We start from the raw sequence: 14377 nt of genomic DNA, 5'->3' as shown, positions 1-14377 counted from the left end.
AAAATTACTCCCTATCTATTGGCGATGTTTGTACATGCTTTTTCCATTCACTTAAATACATTTTCTCTGCTTTATGTAGTCCAACAGGTAATTGTGCAATGAATTCTAAGCTATTTCCATCAGGATCGTTAAAATATACGGAGGCATGTGCTAATTCTGGAAAAACGATTGGCTCAATTGGCTCCATTCCAAAGTCTTTTCGCGCTGGAATTCCTTTCTGTTTGAGCCAGTGTATCGCGTCTTCTAAATCGTGTAAGCTTACTTGGAAAGCGATATGTCGTAAAGATGGATGATAAGTAACTTTGTATTCTTCTCCTTCCCAAAGGCCAATCCAACTTTCATTTTCTACAATCCAAAAGAAGGCGATATCTTTGTCTCTTTTATATAATTTTAGCCCCAGTGATTCATAAAAAGGTATCGAAATTTCTAAATTACAGACAGGTAAATGTGCTTCATAAAGACCTTTAATCATTATAATCCTCCTTAGTAAAAATGTTTCTTATTCCATAGTAAACGATTTCTTGTTAGTTGAAATCACAAAAAAGATGGACATAAATTCATACGAAAGTATGAAAAAACAGCTCAAATATGAGCTGTTTTCGTATAGTTTTTAGTTAACATATTTCATTCATTTAGAGTTTAGCGAAAAGGATACGTATTATATTTAAAACCCTCCGCCGCCACCCCAACAGCTACATCCGATAATGATTAGAAGGATGAATAGTACGATGAGTAAAGCAAATCCACCGCCGAAACCAGCGCAACTACCACCAAAGCTCATGTTTTTTCCTCCTTTTTAGGAAATTAATCTATATAACTAATGGATTACTTTATAAGATATGTTTTTTATTTGGAGAAGGAGCAAGTCTTACTTTTAATTAGACAAGAGCCTGTGAGCTAATTTAGATACGACATACACTGAGTTTCATAGCACTTTTTGAAAAGGATAAAACAATATGGAAGCGTATAATAGGTGGATGTAGCTTACAATTACATTGAAATTTCTTTTCGTAAATATAAAATTTGTAAAAAAAACCATTTTTTATTTTTTTATTGGTAAAAATGTACTATAATTTTACAAGTAATATTATGGGAAAAGGGAGTTTTAGTATAGAGATGGAGATGGGACAATTACACAATAAAATAGAACACAAAAAGAAAGAGTTAATTCAACTTGTTGCTAGGCATGGATTGGATCATGATAAAGTTTTGTTATTTAGTCGGGATTTAGATATACTAATTAATAAGTTTATGAATATAAAAGACAAAGTATATAAGTAATTAATCTTTAATTTTTTATATTAGGATTATTTACTGGTAAAGGAGAGAACAGTTATTGGAACATTTACAAGAAGAGTTGTATAAGCAAATAAAAGAAGAAAAAGGTGCAGTTACTATATTCTTAAAGAGCGGAGTAAGAATAGTAGGGGAAGTAGTTGGAGTAGATAGATTTACAGTATTAATGTTAGTAGATGGAAAACAACAACTTATTTATAAGCAGGCAATATCAACAATTATGAACTAAGACACTCGAAATGAGTGTCTTAGTTCATAATTAAATGGTTACTGCTTGCATGCTTCAACGTCAATGCCAGCAGCGAGTAATTTTTTTTCTCCGTCTTGTTCAATGATTTTTTGTAATTTAGATAAGAAAGAGTCAAAATCTGTATGTTTACCAACTTGGAAAGTCATTTTATGCTCAATTGGTAGCCAAGTATCAATATCAGCTTCGTTATGCTGAATTTTCACTTCAAGTTTATCAAGCGCGTTAGCAACTTTTGCTTCATACGTTTCTTTCGCTTCGAATTCCATCCACAAATCGTATAATTCTTCGCCAAGAGAACCTTCTAGTGTACGTTTAATATTTAAAATAGCCTCTTGTTCGTTTTTTTGCTTTTGTAATTGTAATTCACGGCTATTCATCGTATCAAAGGCGGGGATGTCACCAGCTTCTGCTTCAACAAGATCGTGAATTATGACCATCTTAAGTAATTTTTCTATGTTTACTTTTTGATCCAAATAAGGCTCAACTAAGATAGCCATTAAGGACATACGCCAAGTATGCTCTGCAACACTTTCTTGACGTCCGTTTGAAAGCCAACTGTGTCGCATTTCGTATTTTAGTTTTTCTGCTAATGCAATGACCTGTAAAATATTATGTTCCATAGGAATCCTCCTCACATTGCTATATTATAATTCTAGTATAGAAATGAAATGTGTCAATTGTATTGTTATATTGCGATAGATAGTTTATAAACATATAATGAATATTATATGTAAAAACGCATTATTAAAATGAAAAAATATTTTATAAAAATGAAAAGAAAGGGCAGGAATATGGGAGACGAAAATCAAGTATTAGCTAGACCACAAAGAAAAAAAGGAAGTTTGATATTTCTAGCCCAATTGGTATTATAGTAGGTTTTGCGATTGTAATAGCGGCAATCATGTTTGGCGCGGTGGAATAAAAGGTTTTAAAAACTTCTTAGATGTCTCATCTATTTTAATTGTCGTAGGGGGGATAACAGCGACAATCGTTGTGGTATATAGATTTGGAGAAATAAAAAAATATATGAAAAGTATTTTTACTGTTTTACATAGAAGAGAAGAAGATTTAGAACAGTTAACTGATTTGTTTGTTAATTTTTCAAAAAAGTCGAAAAAACATGGGGTGTTTTCATTAGAAGTTGATGGAGAGCAAGTAGACAATCTTTTTATTCAAAAGGGAATTCGTTTAATGTTAAGCGGCTATGATGAAGCGGAATTAAAAGAAGTGTTAATGAAAGATGTTGAAACTGAAGTGTATGAGTTAAGAAAAGGAGCAACATTATTAGATAAGATTGGTGATTTCGCTCCAGCATGGGGCATGATAGGAAAGTTAATCGGTCTTATCATTATGCTTCAAAACTTACAAGATACTTCACAAATTGGTACAGGGATGGCCGTTGCAATGTTGACGACATTATATGGATCTATTATTGCAAATATGATTGCAATACCGCTATCTGAAAAAGTGTATCGTGGTATTGAAGATTTGTATACAGAGAAGAAGTTTGTAATAGAAGCAATTTCAGAGCTGTACCGAGGACAAATTCCTTCTAAATTAAAGTTAAAACTCGATACATACGTGTATGAAACGAAGATAAAAAAAGAAAAACGAGCAGCCTAGCAGTTTGAGGAGTGGCATGATGAGAAAACGACCGCAAAAAGGATAGCCTCGTTGGATGACGACTTTTACTGATTTAACGATGTTATTGCTAACTTTCTTTGTATTACTAGTTGCGACTTCAAAGCAAGATACAGTAAAATTATCAAAGATGCTTGAAGAGCTCAGTGACGCAGAGCAAGTAGATGCAAAAGTAACGGAAAATACAATACCAGATATTTCACATGGAAAAAATGATGAAAAAGCAGTTTCAAAAAAGCACATGGATGAATTGTATAAAAAGTTAAAAGCATATGTGGATAATAATGGTGTTAGTCAAGTGAATGTATACCGAGAAGATACAGGTGTTAGCATCGGTAGGATATGCAGACACAAAACCAGTAGCGCCAAATGATTCACCACAAAATTGGGAGAAGAACCGCCGTGTTGTAATATATTAAGGAATAATATATTTCTATTTTAGTAATAAAATAATAAAAATACGGAATTTCTTTTAAAAAATATTAAATTTTATCGTTTTATTTTGTATAATGAGTGAGAATGATAAGGTGAAATATTAAGATATTTTTATACATAGTAAGGAGAGAACCGAAAAGAATGGCACATAAAATTTTAGTTGTAGATGATGCGATGTTCATGCGAACAATGATTAAAAACTTGTTGAAAAGTAATTCTGAATTTGAGGTTATCGGTGAAGCAGAGAATGGGGTAGAAGCAATCCAAAAGTATAAAGAGCTTCGACCTGATATTGTAACACTAGATATTACGATGCCTGAAATGGACGGACTTGAAGCATTAAAAGAAATTATGAAAATTGATTCGAGTGCAAAGGTTGTCATTTGTTCCGCGATGGGACAACAAGGTATGGTATTAGATGCAATTAAAGGCGGGGCAAAAGACTTTATTGTAAAGCCATTCCAAGCGGATCGTGTAATCGAAGCTTTAACAAAAGTAGCAAACAGCTAATATAGAAGGGGTGCCACAAGGAATCAAAACAATGATAGTAGATAGATATGTGGCCCCTTCTTTATTTTTTAAAACACTAAATCGTTATACATAAATGAAATGTTTGTTAGACAGATAGGGGATTAAAATGCAAACAGATCTATTAAATATATTTTTTGAAGAAGCAGAAGAACATTTACAGTCGCTAAATGAAAATGTGCTAAATTTAGAACGGAATCCTGCCGATATGGAAGTCGTAGGAGAAATATTCCGCTCAGCTCATACATTTAAAGGTATGTCTGCGAGTATGGAATTTACAGAAATGGCGGATTTAACGCATAAGATGGAAAGTGTTTTAGACGAAATTCGTCATGGTAATATGATGGTCAATGTTAATATTATTGATGTTATTTTTGAATGCATTGATAATTTGGAAAAGATGGTTGCAGATGTGCAGCAAGGCGGAATAGGTAATATAGATGTCATATCAACGAAATTTAAATTAGAAGCATTATTGAACGGAAATGCAGACGCTTCTATGGAAAATGCAGAGCAAGGTAGTAAAAACAACAATGATACTGTTTCGCATGAAGTGCACATAACAGTTGAAAAACAAGCTATTTTAAAAGCTGTACGTGCCATTATGTGTTTGGAAGCGTTACAAAATTTAGGGGAAATACAAAAAACGGTTCCGAGCATTGAAGAAATTGAAGCAGACGCTTTTGGATTTGAGTTTACAGTATATATGAATACGGATCGTAGTGTTGAAGAGTTGAAACAGGTAGTTCTTCACGTTTCTGAAATTGAGAAAGTAGAAGTGAAACAAGGGAAACATAAAGCGCAAGAAATAGTAGTACAAGAAGCCGTACCCGTGGAAGAAACGTTTCAGCAGGTTGAAACTGCACAGTTGGAGTCACCTTTAGAGCTACCAACTCAACAAGTAAGCAATACGTCAACGAAAAGTACTACAAAAACGAAAAATGCTAAAGTAGAGAATCGTTCTATTCGTGTTCAGTTAGAAAAAATCGAAAGATTAATGAATATGTTTGAAGAAAGTGTAATTGAGCGAGGACGAATTGATGAATTAGCAGAAACAATTCAAAATAAAGAGTTAATCGAGCATTTAAATCGATTAGGGGATATTTCAAAAGATATTCAAAATGTACTATTAAATATGCGTATGGTACCAATCGAAACTATTTTCAACCGTTTCCCGCGTATGGTGCGCATGTTAGCGAAAGATTTAGGAAAAAAAATAGATTTACAAATTACAGGTGAAGATACTGAAGTTGATAAAATTGTTATCGATGAAATTGGTGATCCGCTTGTTCATTTAATTCGCAATGCAATTGATCATGGGGTTGAGACAGTTGAAAAACGCCGTGATGCTGGAAAAAACGAAACAGGTACTATTAAATTAGAAGCGTTCCATAGTGGGAATCATGTCGTAATTCAAATTACTGATGATGGAAACGGTATCTATAAAGAGAAAGTATTAGAAAAAGCGATTAAAAATGGTGTTATAACAGAAACAGAGGCAAATAAATTAACGGATCGTGAAGTGTATGATCTTATTTTCCAACCGGGGTTTAGTACAGCGGAAGTTGTGTCGGATCTTTCTGGACGTGGTGTTGGATTAGATGTTGTTAAACATACAATTCATAGTTTAGGTGGGCATTTAATTATTGATTCTGAGGAAGGAAAAGGAAGTACATTCAGAATTGAACTTCCATTAACTTTGTCAATTATTCAATCAATGCTTGTTCAAACAAATGATACGCGTTATGCGTTACCCCTTGGTAATATAGTTGAAGCGATTCGAATTCAAAAGGAAGACATTCAATCGTTACAAGGAAAAGATGTTTTAAATTATCGCAATCAAATTATTGAAGTGAAACATTTAAGCACTGTATTTGGTGAGGAAACAGAAGGTGATGCGTTTGCATCATATGATAGTCAAATGGTTCCAGTATTAATTGTTCGCAATTCATATCGCAGCTATGGACTTATTGTCAACACGATTATCGGACAAAGAGAAATAGTCTTAAAGTCATTAGGTGACTTCTTTGCAGAGAGTTCTAACTATTTCTCGGGTGCGACAATTCTCGGTGATGGACGAGTGGTCCTCATTTTAAACCCAGAAGGTTTATAATAGGAATGACGGAAGCTCCCTACTTGTATACGATTGGGGAGCTTTTTAGTTAGAACTGTTAATTAAGTGTGTGACAACAGCCGTTTACAAATGTTGTGGAAATAAATACATGTTCACAATGTGGCTAATAAGTTTGGTGAAAAAACGAGTGTAATCGAAAGTTTATATCATGAAAGAAAAACAGAAATGAGGAGGCAGGGAAAATGCCTGAGCAACACACAAAAGGGGATACGAGCACTATTGTACTAGAGAAAGAAAATGAGCATTTAACGCCTCAAGAGTGCGATATTCTTGGCGAGATTGCAAATATATCATTTGGTTCAGCTTCGACGGTATTATCAACCATCTTGAATAGGCAAGTAAGTATTACTACTCCTCATATAGAATTGGTGGATTTATATGATACAAGTGATGTTGAAATTCCGCATGTTGTATTAAATATTCATTTCACAAAAGGATTAGATATGGAAAATCTTCTTGTTTTAAAGCAAGACGTCGCTTTATCTATTGCTGATTTAATGATGATGGGAACAGGGGTAGTTGAAGAAGGGCAAGAGCTCGGTGAACTAGAGCTAAGTGCAGTACAAGAAGCAATGAATCAAATGATGGGATTCGCAGCAACATCTATGTCAGAGTTCTTCCAGGATACAGTGGATATGTCTCCACCTACAATTAAAGTTGTAAGACTTCAGGAAGAGATGGAGAAAATCTCTGGTATTGATGGAAGTAACGTAATTATTAAAGTATCGTTTGAATTAAAAATAGATAATCTTGTAGATTCTAAACTTGTGCAAATTGTTTCAGTTGAACATGCGAAACAAATGATAAAAAAATTATTACAATTATCTGGTGGTGTGGAAGAAGGAATAGAAAAGCAAGCGGAAATTATGGAAGCTGAGGTTGTAGAAGAACAGATTGAGAAAGAGCAGTTAACACAAGAAGAGAAAGATGTACTTGGGGAAATTGCGAATATTTCGATTGGATCAGCTTCAACAGTACTATCAACGCTTTTAAACAAACCAGTTTCTATTAGTACACCAAATGTAGAGGCAATTAATGTTCGTCATTATGATGGAGTACCAATTCCTTTTGTTATATTAAATGTCGATTTTGTTGAAGGATTAAAGAATGAGAACGTATTCGTGTTTACAAAAGAAGTTGCTTTAACGATGGTAGATTTAATGATGATGGGAACGGGTGAAATTGATCCGGAGAAGGAACTAGGTGAATTAGAGTTAAGTGGTATTAAAGAAATCATGAACCAAATGATGGGGCATGCTGCAACAGCAATGTCAGAAATATTTAAAGAAAAGATGGATATGACACCACCAGATGTTAAATTTGTTTCGTTAAAAGAAGAAATGGAGTATTTGGGAGAAGCGATGGAAGTGGACGAGCTTGTTCAAATTACGTTTAACATTGAATTTGGTGACCTTCTTCAGTCAAAGATGTATCAAATACTACCAATTGCAGAAGCAAAAGAAATGGTTAGACGACTTCTTTATCCGATGGTGGAAGAGCAAGAAGAAATAGTTGGAGAAGTTATTGAAGAGGAAGAAATTCCTGCACCAGTCATACAGCCGATTGAATATCAAGAAGTTAAACAGGTAGAGCCAGTGTATATGGATGCATCTATTCTACAAAATGTAGAAATGAATGTTAAATTTGTATTTGGAAGTACAGTGAGGACAATTCAAGATATTTTAAGTCTACAAGAAAACGAAGCGGTCGTATTGGATGAAGATATTGATGAACCGATTCAAATTTATGTGAACGACGTATTGGTTGCGTATGGAGAGCTTGTAAATGTAGATGGGTTTTTCGGAGTAAAAGTGACGAAATCGCCATAGGGGTTTGAACAAATAGATGAAAAATGTAAAGTTTTTTCTAGTGAGTTTGCTATTTATATATATATGTACTTTCTTCCCATTGCAAGGGCAAGCGGAAGAAGTAATTGGACAAGAGCAAAATATAAGTGAATTGAATGAGAAAGAGGAGCAACATATAGAAAATCGGGAACAGACAGAACGAACCGAAATGCCCCCGGTTGAAGATGAAAGAAAAGCAGTAGAGAATGAGAAAGAACAACGAGAAGAACGAAAGATAGAAACAGACCGAGGAACCATTACAGTTAATAAGCAGGAATTAAAGGTTGGCGAAGAATTGCGAATTGCTGTAGAGCCAAATGAAAAAAATATTAAAAGTGTAAAAGGTGTATTGCAATTACAACAAAATGGTGTGCAGTACAGGCAGGAAAGAGTAATATCTTTCGAGTATGAAGAAGAAACGGAACGATGGGTCGCCAATTACAAAGTCGGAATATATGATTTGCAAGGTGATTGGAATCTTCAGCTCGTTGAAAGCTATAAAGGAGATGAGAAGGAAGAAGTAGTAGAGAATGAATTAAATGTTCCGCTCATTCGAATGAATAATGAAACACCCACTATAGATAAAGAATTACCGAAGTTAGAGAAGGTTACTATTGATGAGGCGAACGAGAATTTTATTGAACGGAAAAAGGAAGAATCTGTTCATATACGAGTAAAGACGATAGATATAGAATCGGTTGTTAAAGAAGTGCGGGTTATATTAAAGGGAAAAGAAGAAAGTACCGATATTACTTTTTTATTAGACTATAATAAACACGACATGGATTGGCAGAAAATAATTGAAATAACAGAAGCATTACCTATTGATCAGCATCAACTTATTGTGGAAGTAACAGATGCGGCAGGTAACAAGCTTGTGACAGAGAGTGAATATATCATTTCTATTATCGAACCAAAAGTGAAAGAGGATGAAAATATAGAAGAACATACGAATCAAAATAAACTAGAAGATAAGAAGGAAACTGAGAAGCAGGAAGATTCGAAAATGGAGACTCCGCTTCCGGAAGAAAAACTTCCAGTTGTTCAAATACCAAAGCAAGACGAGAAAGTAAACTATTTTATAAAAGAGCCGTTGAAAGAGAAAGAGGAAATCAACTACGTTATAAAAGAGCCGTTGACAGACAATAAGGAAGTAAATAATGGGAAGGCTCATAAAGATACAAAAAGCAAAAATGATAATCAAGTCGTTTCTAAAAAGAAAGAAAAAATAGAAGAACGACAAGAGAAAAAAGAAGAAAAAAGTGAACAGGGAGTACAAGCCTCTAATGTGTTTGCTATTATGTCAGGATTATTTGTACTATTTTTAGTTTTAAAGAGTAATAAAGAGTGGGGCTAATAATTTAAATGGTCTGTTACAGCTCTATTTCTCTTTGTATGGGTTATAGGTATCATATTGATTCGTATTCTATAATAAAAAAGGTCGTCATTTCATTATGACGACCTTTTGCTATATTTTTTCATAGACAAATGTATCAAAACGCTGAAGGTTGTAGCGTTCGGGTGTTAAAATTTGTTCTGTGCTACCAACGAATAGTACGCCGCCTTTTCGTAAAGAACGACTAAATTTTTCATAGAGCTTTATTCTTGCTTCTTCTGTAAAATAAATCATTACATTTCGACAAATGATTAAATCGTAGTTCGTATCAAATGCCTGCATTAATAAATCGTGTTGCTTAAATGTGACTTGCTGTTTAATATTTTCATGTAATATATATGTATCATCTTCTTTTGTGAAATGACGTTGTTTTAAATCAATAGGTAATTCTTTTAAAGAGCGTTCTGTATATTGACCACGTTTCGCAGTTTCCAAAACATGATAATCAAGATCAGTAGCTTGAATTTCATAACGAAAGGGAGCTAGATGCTTCGATAAGATTAAAGAAAGTGTATACGGTTCTTCACCGGCAGCGCAAGCAGCACTCCAAACTTTTAATTTACCGTTATTTTGTTCAAGTAGTTTTGGTAAAGCTTTCGTTTCTAACGTTTGCCAGCGTTCTTTGTTTCTGAAAAACTCTGAAACATTAATTGTAATGTAGGCAATAAAACTTAAAAATAATGTTTGATCAGTGCGTAAACTATTTAAAAAGTTTGTATAATTGTCAAAACCTTTTCTTGAAATGAAAGCATCGATTCTTCTGCGCATTCTATCTTGCTTATAGGAAGCGATATCCATATTAAATAGCTGTTTAAAACTCGTAATAAAATGATTATAATCTTGTTCAGTTTTCATATTTACAATAGGAACAATAACGATATTGTTCCTCCCCCTTTACATCATACGAATTTTTTGTTCAAAGCTTTTTTTCATCTGCTTTTCATGTAAGCCTGGTAAATCATAAATAACGGCGTCAATTCCTGCTTCTTTTGCAATGTCAATAGGAATGACAGACGTATGTTTATCCCCATTATAAAAACAGAGAACTAAATCAGTATCTTCGACGATTTGCTTTACAAAAAACATATAATCTGATCGATAAATGGAGTCGGAAGGATGATCAAAAGCAATATATTCAGCTCCGTGTTTTTTTAAATAATTAACGATTTCTTGAAATTCGCCTGTTAATAAATGTAACGGTTGTAGCGTATAAAGGCATAAATTTTGAGCGAGTCTTTCATTTTCAATGAAAAAATGAAGAACTTCATTTTCGATAGATTTATAACATAATATATAAATTTTATGTTTGTGAGCATAGTCAATTAAAAATTTTTTTATTTCTTCTTGATCTAATGCTGTTAATTGATTTGAACCACAAAGAAAAATATTCATAGTTTTGTGCCACCTCATGCTAAATTGTAACATATCTTCTATAAAAAATAACTGCAAAATATGAGTGTTCAGAGTATAATTATAAATAACTGGATTTTACGATTAAGTTTTGAAAGAAATAAAAAAATAAATAGGTGATATATATGCTACGTTCTATCTCGCACAATCCGAATTTATCGCATATACCGCCTGCTACTCAAATGCCGAAAGAAGCAAATGTCAGGACAGGACTTGCATTTTCGGATAATTTGCATGCAGATCCGAAAAAAGATAAATTGTTAGAACAAATGGAAGCGTTAGTTGATAATATTGGGGAGATTAAAGAGAAAATTGAATTAGAGTTAACGCTCGATAATATTATGGAATACAAAAATACTGTGAAATCATTTTTGAATTTTTATGTTGATAACTTACTGCAATATAAAGACGTTATGTCTCGTCATCCGCGTTATGGATATTCGCAGAAAATGACAATTGTAAAACAAGCTGAAGTGGGATTAAATGAATTAGAAGATGTTATGAATTTAATTAATACGAAAACAGGACATTTAGAAATGTTAAATCAAATTGGAGAAATTCATGGTTTAATTGTAAATTTAGTTTTGTAAAAGGAAAGGAAGCTATATGTACATACAATTATATGAAAAGCTTGTTATTATTCAAAAAGCATATGAAAATATTCAAACGCTTGGAGAACAAATATATGAGAATTTAAAACATAAAAATATAAATGCAGTTCAAAAGCTGCAAGTGGAACAATTACAATACATAGAAGGTGTAAAAGGATTATCTCGCTCTTTTGAGGAGATGGTTGTTCAGTTTTGTAAAGAAAAGAAAGTTGAACCATTGCGTATGCGTTCGCTATTTTCGTATTTTTCATCGGAAGAAATTGGAAAGGTGGAAGAAATACAAAAAAGTTTAAATGAATTAGACAAAAATGTAAAAATGGTTCTTTTGAAAAATCAATATCACTTAAACGTACTATTAAAAAATATAGAGATTATTGTAGATTCCGTTTCTGAATACAATTTGGAGAAAAACAATAATTCGCAAATCTTTATGAATGAACTATTGTAAAGGAGAAGTGAAGCATTATGAGGTTATCTGATTATAATACGCCGCTATCTGGTATGCTAGCGGCTCAAATGGGATTACAAACGACGAAACAAAACTTATCTAACATTCATACACCTGGTTATGTGCGTCAAGCCGTGAATTTAGGTTCTGTAGGAGCTAGTAACGGTCATACGCCAGGACAGAGAATTGGTTATGGTGTACAAACATTAGGTGTTGATCGAATTACTGATGAAGTGAAAACGAAGCAATTTAATGATCAGTTGTCACAGTTCTCGTACTACGCATATATGAATTCTACTTTATCACGAGTAGAGTCTATGGTAGGAACTACAGGGAAAAATTCATTATCAAGTTTAATGGATGGTTTTTTTAATGCGTTTCGTGAAGTCGCGAAAAATCCGGAACAATCAAACTACTACGATACATTAGTTGCTGAAACTGGAAAGTTCACAAGTCAAGTAAATCGTCTTGCGAAAAACTTAGATACAGCGGAAGTACAGGCGACAGAAGATATTGAAGCGCATGTCAATGAATTTAATCGTCTTGGTGCTAGTTTAGCAGAAGCGAATAAAAAAATTGGACAAGCAGGGACACAAGTACCTAATCAACTATTTGATGAACGTGATCGCATTATTACAGAGATGTCTAAATATACCAATATAGAAGTGTCTTATGAATCCTTAAATCCGAATATCTCAAATGTTAGAATAAATGGCGTTTTAACAGTAAATGGACAAGACACATATCCACTTCAATTAAATAAGGGGAACGAACCGATGACTGTTGCGATTTATGGCTCGGATATTCCTTTAACAGGTGGAGCAATTCAATCGGCAATAGATACGATAGCGAAGATTGCTAGTTATAAGAAAAATATTGAAGACTTAATGAGTTCTGTGAAAAATCAAGTGAATACAGTGATGGGAAAAGATTTCTTCGTTGGAGATCATGCGAAAGATATTCAGTTAAATCCTGAATTCGCAAAAGATGTTTCGAAAATGAAAATTTCTGCTGAAAAAGCAAATAAACTGGCAGGAATTACAGATGGAGATTATAAAGAAGGTCTTTCTTATAAACAAGCGTTAGACCAATTTATAGTTGGTGTGGCTTCTGATAAAAGTGCGGTGAATGTTTATCAAAATATTCATAAAGACTTATTAGAAGGTATTCAGCAAGAAAAAATGAGTATAGAAGGCGTCAATATGGAAGAGGAAATGGTTAATTTAATGGCCTTCCAGAAATACTTCGTGGCAAACTCTAAGGCTATTACAACGATGAATGAAGTATTTGACAGTCTGTTTTCGATTATTAGATAACATGTAGAAGAATTGAAAAGCTTTTATATGGATCCAATCTAGGGTAGAAGCGCACAGAGCCTTTTAGTGGATCAAGCCGTGTAAAATCAGAGAAATGAAATGGTTGAATGGTAAGAAAGAAAATAACCGTACAAAGTGGCAGTTACTTCCCCTTGCCAAGTCAAATATAGATAAAGGAGAAGATAGGGATGAGAGTATCGACGTTTCAAAATGCAAACTGGGCAAAGAATCAGATGATGGATTTGAATGTGCAACAGCAATATCACCGAAATCAAGTAACTTCTGGTAAAAAAAATCTTCTCATGAGTGAAGATCCACTTGCAGCAAGTAAATCATTTGCGATTCAACATTCGTTAGCAAATATTGAACAGATGCAAAAGGATATAGCAGATTCTAGAAATGTGTTAAGTCAAACGGAAAATACATTACAAGGTATTGTGAAATCTTTAACGAGAGTGGATCAATTAACTTTGCAAGCGGTAAACGGGACGAATAGTCCTAATGAACTAAAAGCAAGCGCTGCAGAAATTGATCAGCTTTTAAAACAAGTGGTGTATTTAGCGAATAAACAAGAACAAGGGCGATATATTTTTGGTGGAGATAGTGCTTCAAAACCACCATTTGCAGAAGATGGTACATATCAAGGTGGGGAAAATGACGTTACCTGGAAATTAAATGATGGATATGAACTCAAAATGTTTCGCAATGGAAAAGATTTATTGGAACCCGTAATTAAAACGTTAACAAAAATAAGAGATGTTATGCAAAATGGAGACCAAGATGCACTGGAATCTGTAATGGGAGAAAATAAAAAAAGTCTAGATAATATATTGAATCGTACGACTGAAGTAGGTTCGATATTAAATACAGTGGACACATTTAAGACGATATTAAGTGAACAAAATCTAGCTCTTCAAGAAAATAGAAAAGAGATAGAAGATGTAGATTTAGCGGTAGCAATTTCAGATTTAGCTTATATAAATGCGACGTATGAGGCAACATTAAAAGCGGTTAGTACAATGAGTAAGACAAGTATTTTAGATTATATGTAGAAAAGAAGTGAAA

15 protein-coding genes and 2 pseudogenes are annotated in these 14377 nt (G+C 33.5%); 12 read left to right on the top strand and 5 right to left on the bottom strand.

What is annotated here, in order from left to right; translation table 11 throughout:
* Positions 1–4 precede the first annotated feature (4 nt).
* Together CDB3_RS16180 and CDB3_RS16175 are read right to left on the bottom strand one after the other, a co-directional pair.
* Positions 5–472, bottom strand: a complete 468-nt coding sequence (locus CDB3_RS16180; protein ID WP_071770098.1) for a VOC family protein — start codon at positions 470–472, stop codon at positions 5–7.
* A gap of 192 nt (positions 473–664) precedes the next feature.
* Positions 665–781 (bottom strand): YjcZ family sporulation protein, encoded by a 117-nt coding sequence (locus CDB3_RS16175; RefSeq protein WP_000007805.1) that lies wholly within the window; start codon positions 779–781, stop codon positions 665–667.
* Positions 782–1062: 281 nt separating this feature from the next.
* Between CDB3_RS16175 and CDB3_RS16170 the strand changes: the two genes are divergently transcribed.
* Together CDB3_RS16170 and hfq are read left to right on the top strand one after the other, a co-directional pair.
* Positions 1063–1281: an aspartyl-phosphate phosphatase Spo0E family protein gene (locus CDB3_RS16170; RefSeq protein ID WP_033658168.1), complete on the top strand. Its 219-nt coding sequence runs from the start codon at positions 1063–1065 to the stop codon at positions 1279–1281.
* Positions 1282–1336: 55 nt separating this feature from the next.
* Entirely contained in the window at positions 1337–1525 is a 189-nt protein-coding gene (gene hfq / locus CDB3_RS16165; RefSeq protein WP_128855224.1) for an RNA chaperone Hfq, read from the top strand.
* 38 nt (positions 1526–1563) lie between these two features.
* Here hfq and CDB3_RS16160 read toward each other — a convergent pair whose 3' ends face one another.
* On the bottom strand, positions 1564–2166 hold the full coding sequence (locus CDB3_RS16160) for an HD domain-containing protein (protein ID WP_000400778.1): 603 nt from the start codon (positions 2164–2166) through the stop codon (positions 1564–1566).
* A 171-nt stretch (positions 2167–2337) separates the two neighbouring features.
* Here CDB3_RS16160 and CDB3_RS16155 point away from each other — a divergent pair.
* The 6 genes and pseudogenes from CDB3_RS16155 (at position 2338) to CDB3_RS16130 (ending at position 9488) form a co-directional block, all read left to right on the top strand.
* Positions 2338–3169, top strand: a pseudogene (locus tag CDB3_RS16155) (MotA/TolQ/ExbB proton channel family protein).
* 55 nt (positions 3170–3224) lie between these two features.
* Positions 3225–3606, top strand: a pseudogene (locus CDB3_RS16150) (flagellar motor protein MotB).
* A gap of 157 nt (positions 3607–3763) precedes the next feature.
* On the top strand, positions 3764–4132 hold the full coding sequence (locus tag CDB3_RS16145; protein WP_071770096.1) for a response regulator: 369 nt from the start codon (positions 3764–3766) through the stop codon (positions 4130–4132).
* Between the two features lie 127 nt (positions 4133–4259).
* Complete coding sequence (locus tag CDB3_RS16140) at positions 4260–6263, top strand: chemotaxis protein CheA (protein ID WP_128855223.1); 2004 nt, start codon at positions 4260–4262, stop codon at positions 6261–6263.
* Positions 6264–6466: 203 nt separating this feature from the next.
* The gene (locus CDB3_RS16135) at positions 6467–8113 is read left to right on the top strand and encodes a flagellar motor switch protein (RefSeq protein ID WP_128855222.1); all 1647 of its coding nucleotides are present in this window, start codon (positions 6467–6469) and stop codon (positions 8111–8113) included.
* Between the two features lie 16 nt (positions 8114–8129).
* Positions 8130–9488 carry a transglycosylase gene (locus CDB3_RS16130; protein WP_128855221.1) on the top strand — a complete coding sequence of 453 codons (1359 nt, stop codon included), beginning with the start codon at positions 8130–8132 and terminating at the stop codon, positions 9486–9488.
* A gap of 111 nt (positions 9489–9599) precedes the next feature.
* Here the strand turns inward: CDB3_RS16130 and CDB3_RS16125 are convergent, their stop codons facing one another.
* Both CDB3_RS16125 and CDB3_RS16120 read right to left on the bottom strand, forming a co-directional pair.
* The gene (locus tag CDB3_RS16125; RefSeq protein ID WP_097831655.1) at positions 9600–10382 is read right to left on the bottom strand and encodes a CheR family methyltransferase; all 783 of its coding nucleotides are present in this window, start codon (positions 10380–10382) and stop codon (positions 9600–9602) included.
* Positions 10383–10421: 39 nt separating this feature from the next.
* Complete coding sequence (locus tag CDB3_RS16120) at positions 10422–10919, bottom strand: flagellar motor switch protein FliG (RefSeq protein ID WP_128855220.1); 498 nt, start codon at positions 10917–10919, stop codon at positions 10422–10424.
* A gap of 143 nt (positions 10920–11062) precedes the next feature.
* On the opposite strand from CDB3_RS16120, the gene CDB3_RS16115 reads away from it, so the two are divergent.
* The 4 genes from CDB3_RS16115 (at position 11063) to CDB3_RS16100 (ending at position 14364) form a co-directional block, all read left to right on the top strand.
* Positions 11063–11527, top strand: a complete 465-nt coding sequence (locus tag CDB3_RS16115) for a YaaR family protein (RefSeq protein ID WP_128855219.1) — start codon at positions 11063–11065, stop codon at positions 11525–11527.
* A gap of 16 nt (positions 11528–11543) precedes the next feature.
* Positions 11544–11996 (top strand): hypothetical protein, encoded by a 453-nt coding sequence (locus CDB3_RS16110; protein ID WP_128855218.1) that lies wholly within the window; start codon positions 11544–11546, stop codon positions 11994–11996.
* A 17-nt stretch (positions 11997–12013) separates the two neighbouring features.
* Positions 12014–13312, top strand: a complete 1299-nt coding sequence (gene flgK / locus CDB3_RS16105) for a flagellar hook-associated protein FlgK (protein ID WP_128855217.1) — start codon at positions 12014–12016, stop codon at positions 13310–13312.
* 188 nt (positions 13313–13500) lie between these two features.
* Positions 13501–14364: a flagellar hook-associated protein 3 gene (locus tag CDB3_RS16100; protein WP_128855216.1), complete on the top strand. Its 864-nt coding sequence runs from the start codon at positions 13501–13503 to the stop codon at positions 14362–14364.
* Positions 14365–14377 lie beyond the last annotated feature (13 nt).

The sequence above is a fragment of the Bacillus sp. CDB3 genome (assembly GCF_002081505.1).
In the GTDB taxonomy this organism is placed as follows: Bacteria; Bacillota; Bacilli; order Bacillales; family Bacillaceae_G; genus Bacillus_A; species Bacillus_A cereus_AT.
Note: the sequence above shows the minus strand (reverse complement) of the source record. Positions and strands in the feature narration are given on the sequence as shown.

Excerpts from the sequence above, each read along its gene's own strand:
- CDB3_RS16135 (WP_128855222.1), top strand. The coding sequence starts at position 6,467 with ATGCCTGAGCAACACACAAAAGGGGATACGAGCACTATTGTACTAGAG.
- CDB3_RS16175 (WP_000007805.1), bottom strand. The coding sequence starts at position 781 with ATGAGCTTTGGTGGTAGTTGCGCTGGTTTCGGCGGTGGATTTGCTTTA.
- CDB3_RS16180 (WP_071770098.1), bottom strand. The coding sequence starts at position 472 with ATGATTAAAGGTCTTTATGAAGCACATTTACCTGTCTGTAATTTAGAA.
- CDB3_RS16140 (WP_128855223.1), top strand. The coding sequence starts at position 4,260 with ATGCAAACAGATCTATTAAATATATTTTTTGAAGAAGCAGAAGAACAT.
- CDB3_RS16145 (WP_071770096.1), top strand. The coding sequence starts at position 3,764 with ATGGCACATAAAATTTTAGTTGTAGATGATGCGATGTTCATGCGAACA.
- CDB3_RS16125 (WP_097831655.1), bottom strand. The coding sequence starts at position 10,382 with ATGAAAACTGAACAAGATTATAATCATTTTATTACGAGTTTTAAACAG.
- CDB3_RS16100 (WP_128855216.1), top strand. The coding sequence starts at position 13,501 with ATGAGAGTATCGACGTTTCAAAATGCAAACTGGGCAAAGAATCAGATG.
- CDB3_RS16170 (WP_033658168.1), top strand. The coding sequence starts at position 1,063 with ATGTACTATAATTTTACAAGTAATATTATGGGAAAAGGGAGTTTTAGT.
- CDB3_RS16160 (WP_000400778.1), bottom strand. The coding sequence starts at position 2,166 with ATGGAACATAATATTTTACAGGTCATTGCATTAGCAGAAAAACTAAAA.
- flgK (WP_128855217.1), top strand. The coding sequence starts at position 12,014 with ATGAGGTTATCTGATTATAATACGCCGCTATCTGGTATGCTAGCGGCT.
- CDB3_RS16110 (WP_128855218.1), top strand. The coding sequence starts at position 11,544 with ATGTACATACAATTATATGAAAAGCTTGTTATTATTCAAAAAGCATAT.
- CDB3_RS16115 (WP_128855219.1), top strand. The coding sequence starts at position 11,063 with ATGCTACGTTCTATCTCGCACAATCCGAATTTATCGCATATACCGCCT.
- CDB3_RS16130 (WP_128855221.1), top strand. The coding sequence starts at position 8,130 with ATGAAAAATGTAAAGTTTTTTCTAGTGAGTTTGCTATTTATATATATA.
- CDB3_RS16120 (WP_128855220.1), bottom strand. The coding sequence starts at position 10,919 with ATGAATATTTTTCTTTGTGGTTCAAATCAATTAACAGCATTAGATCAA.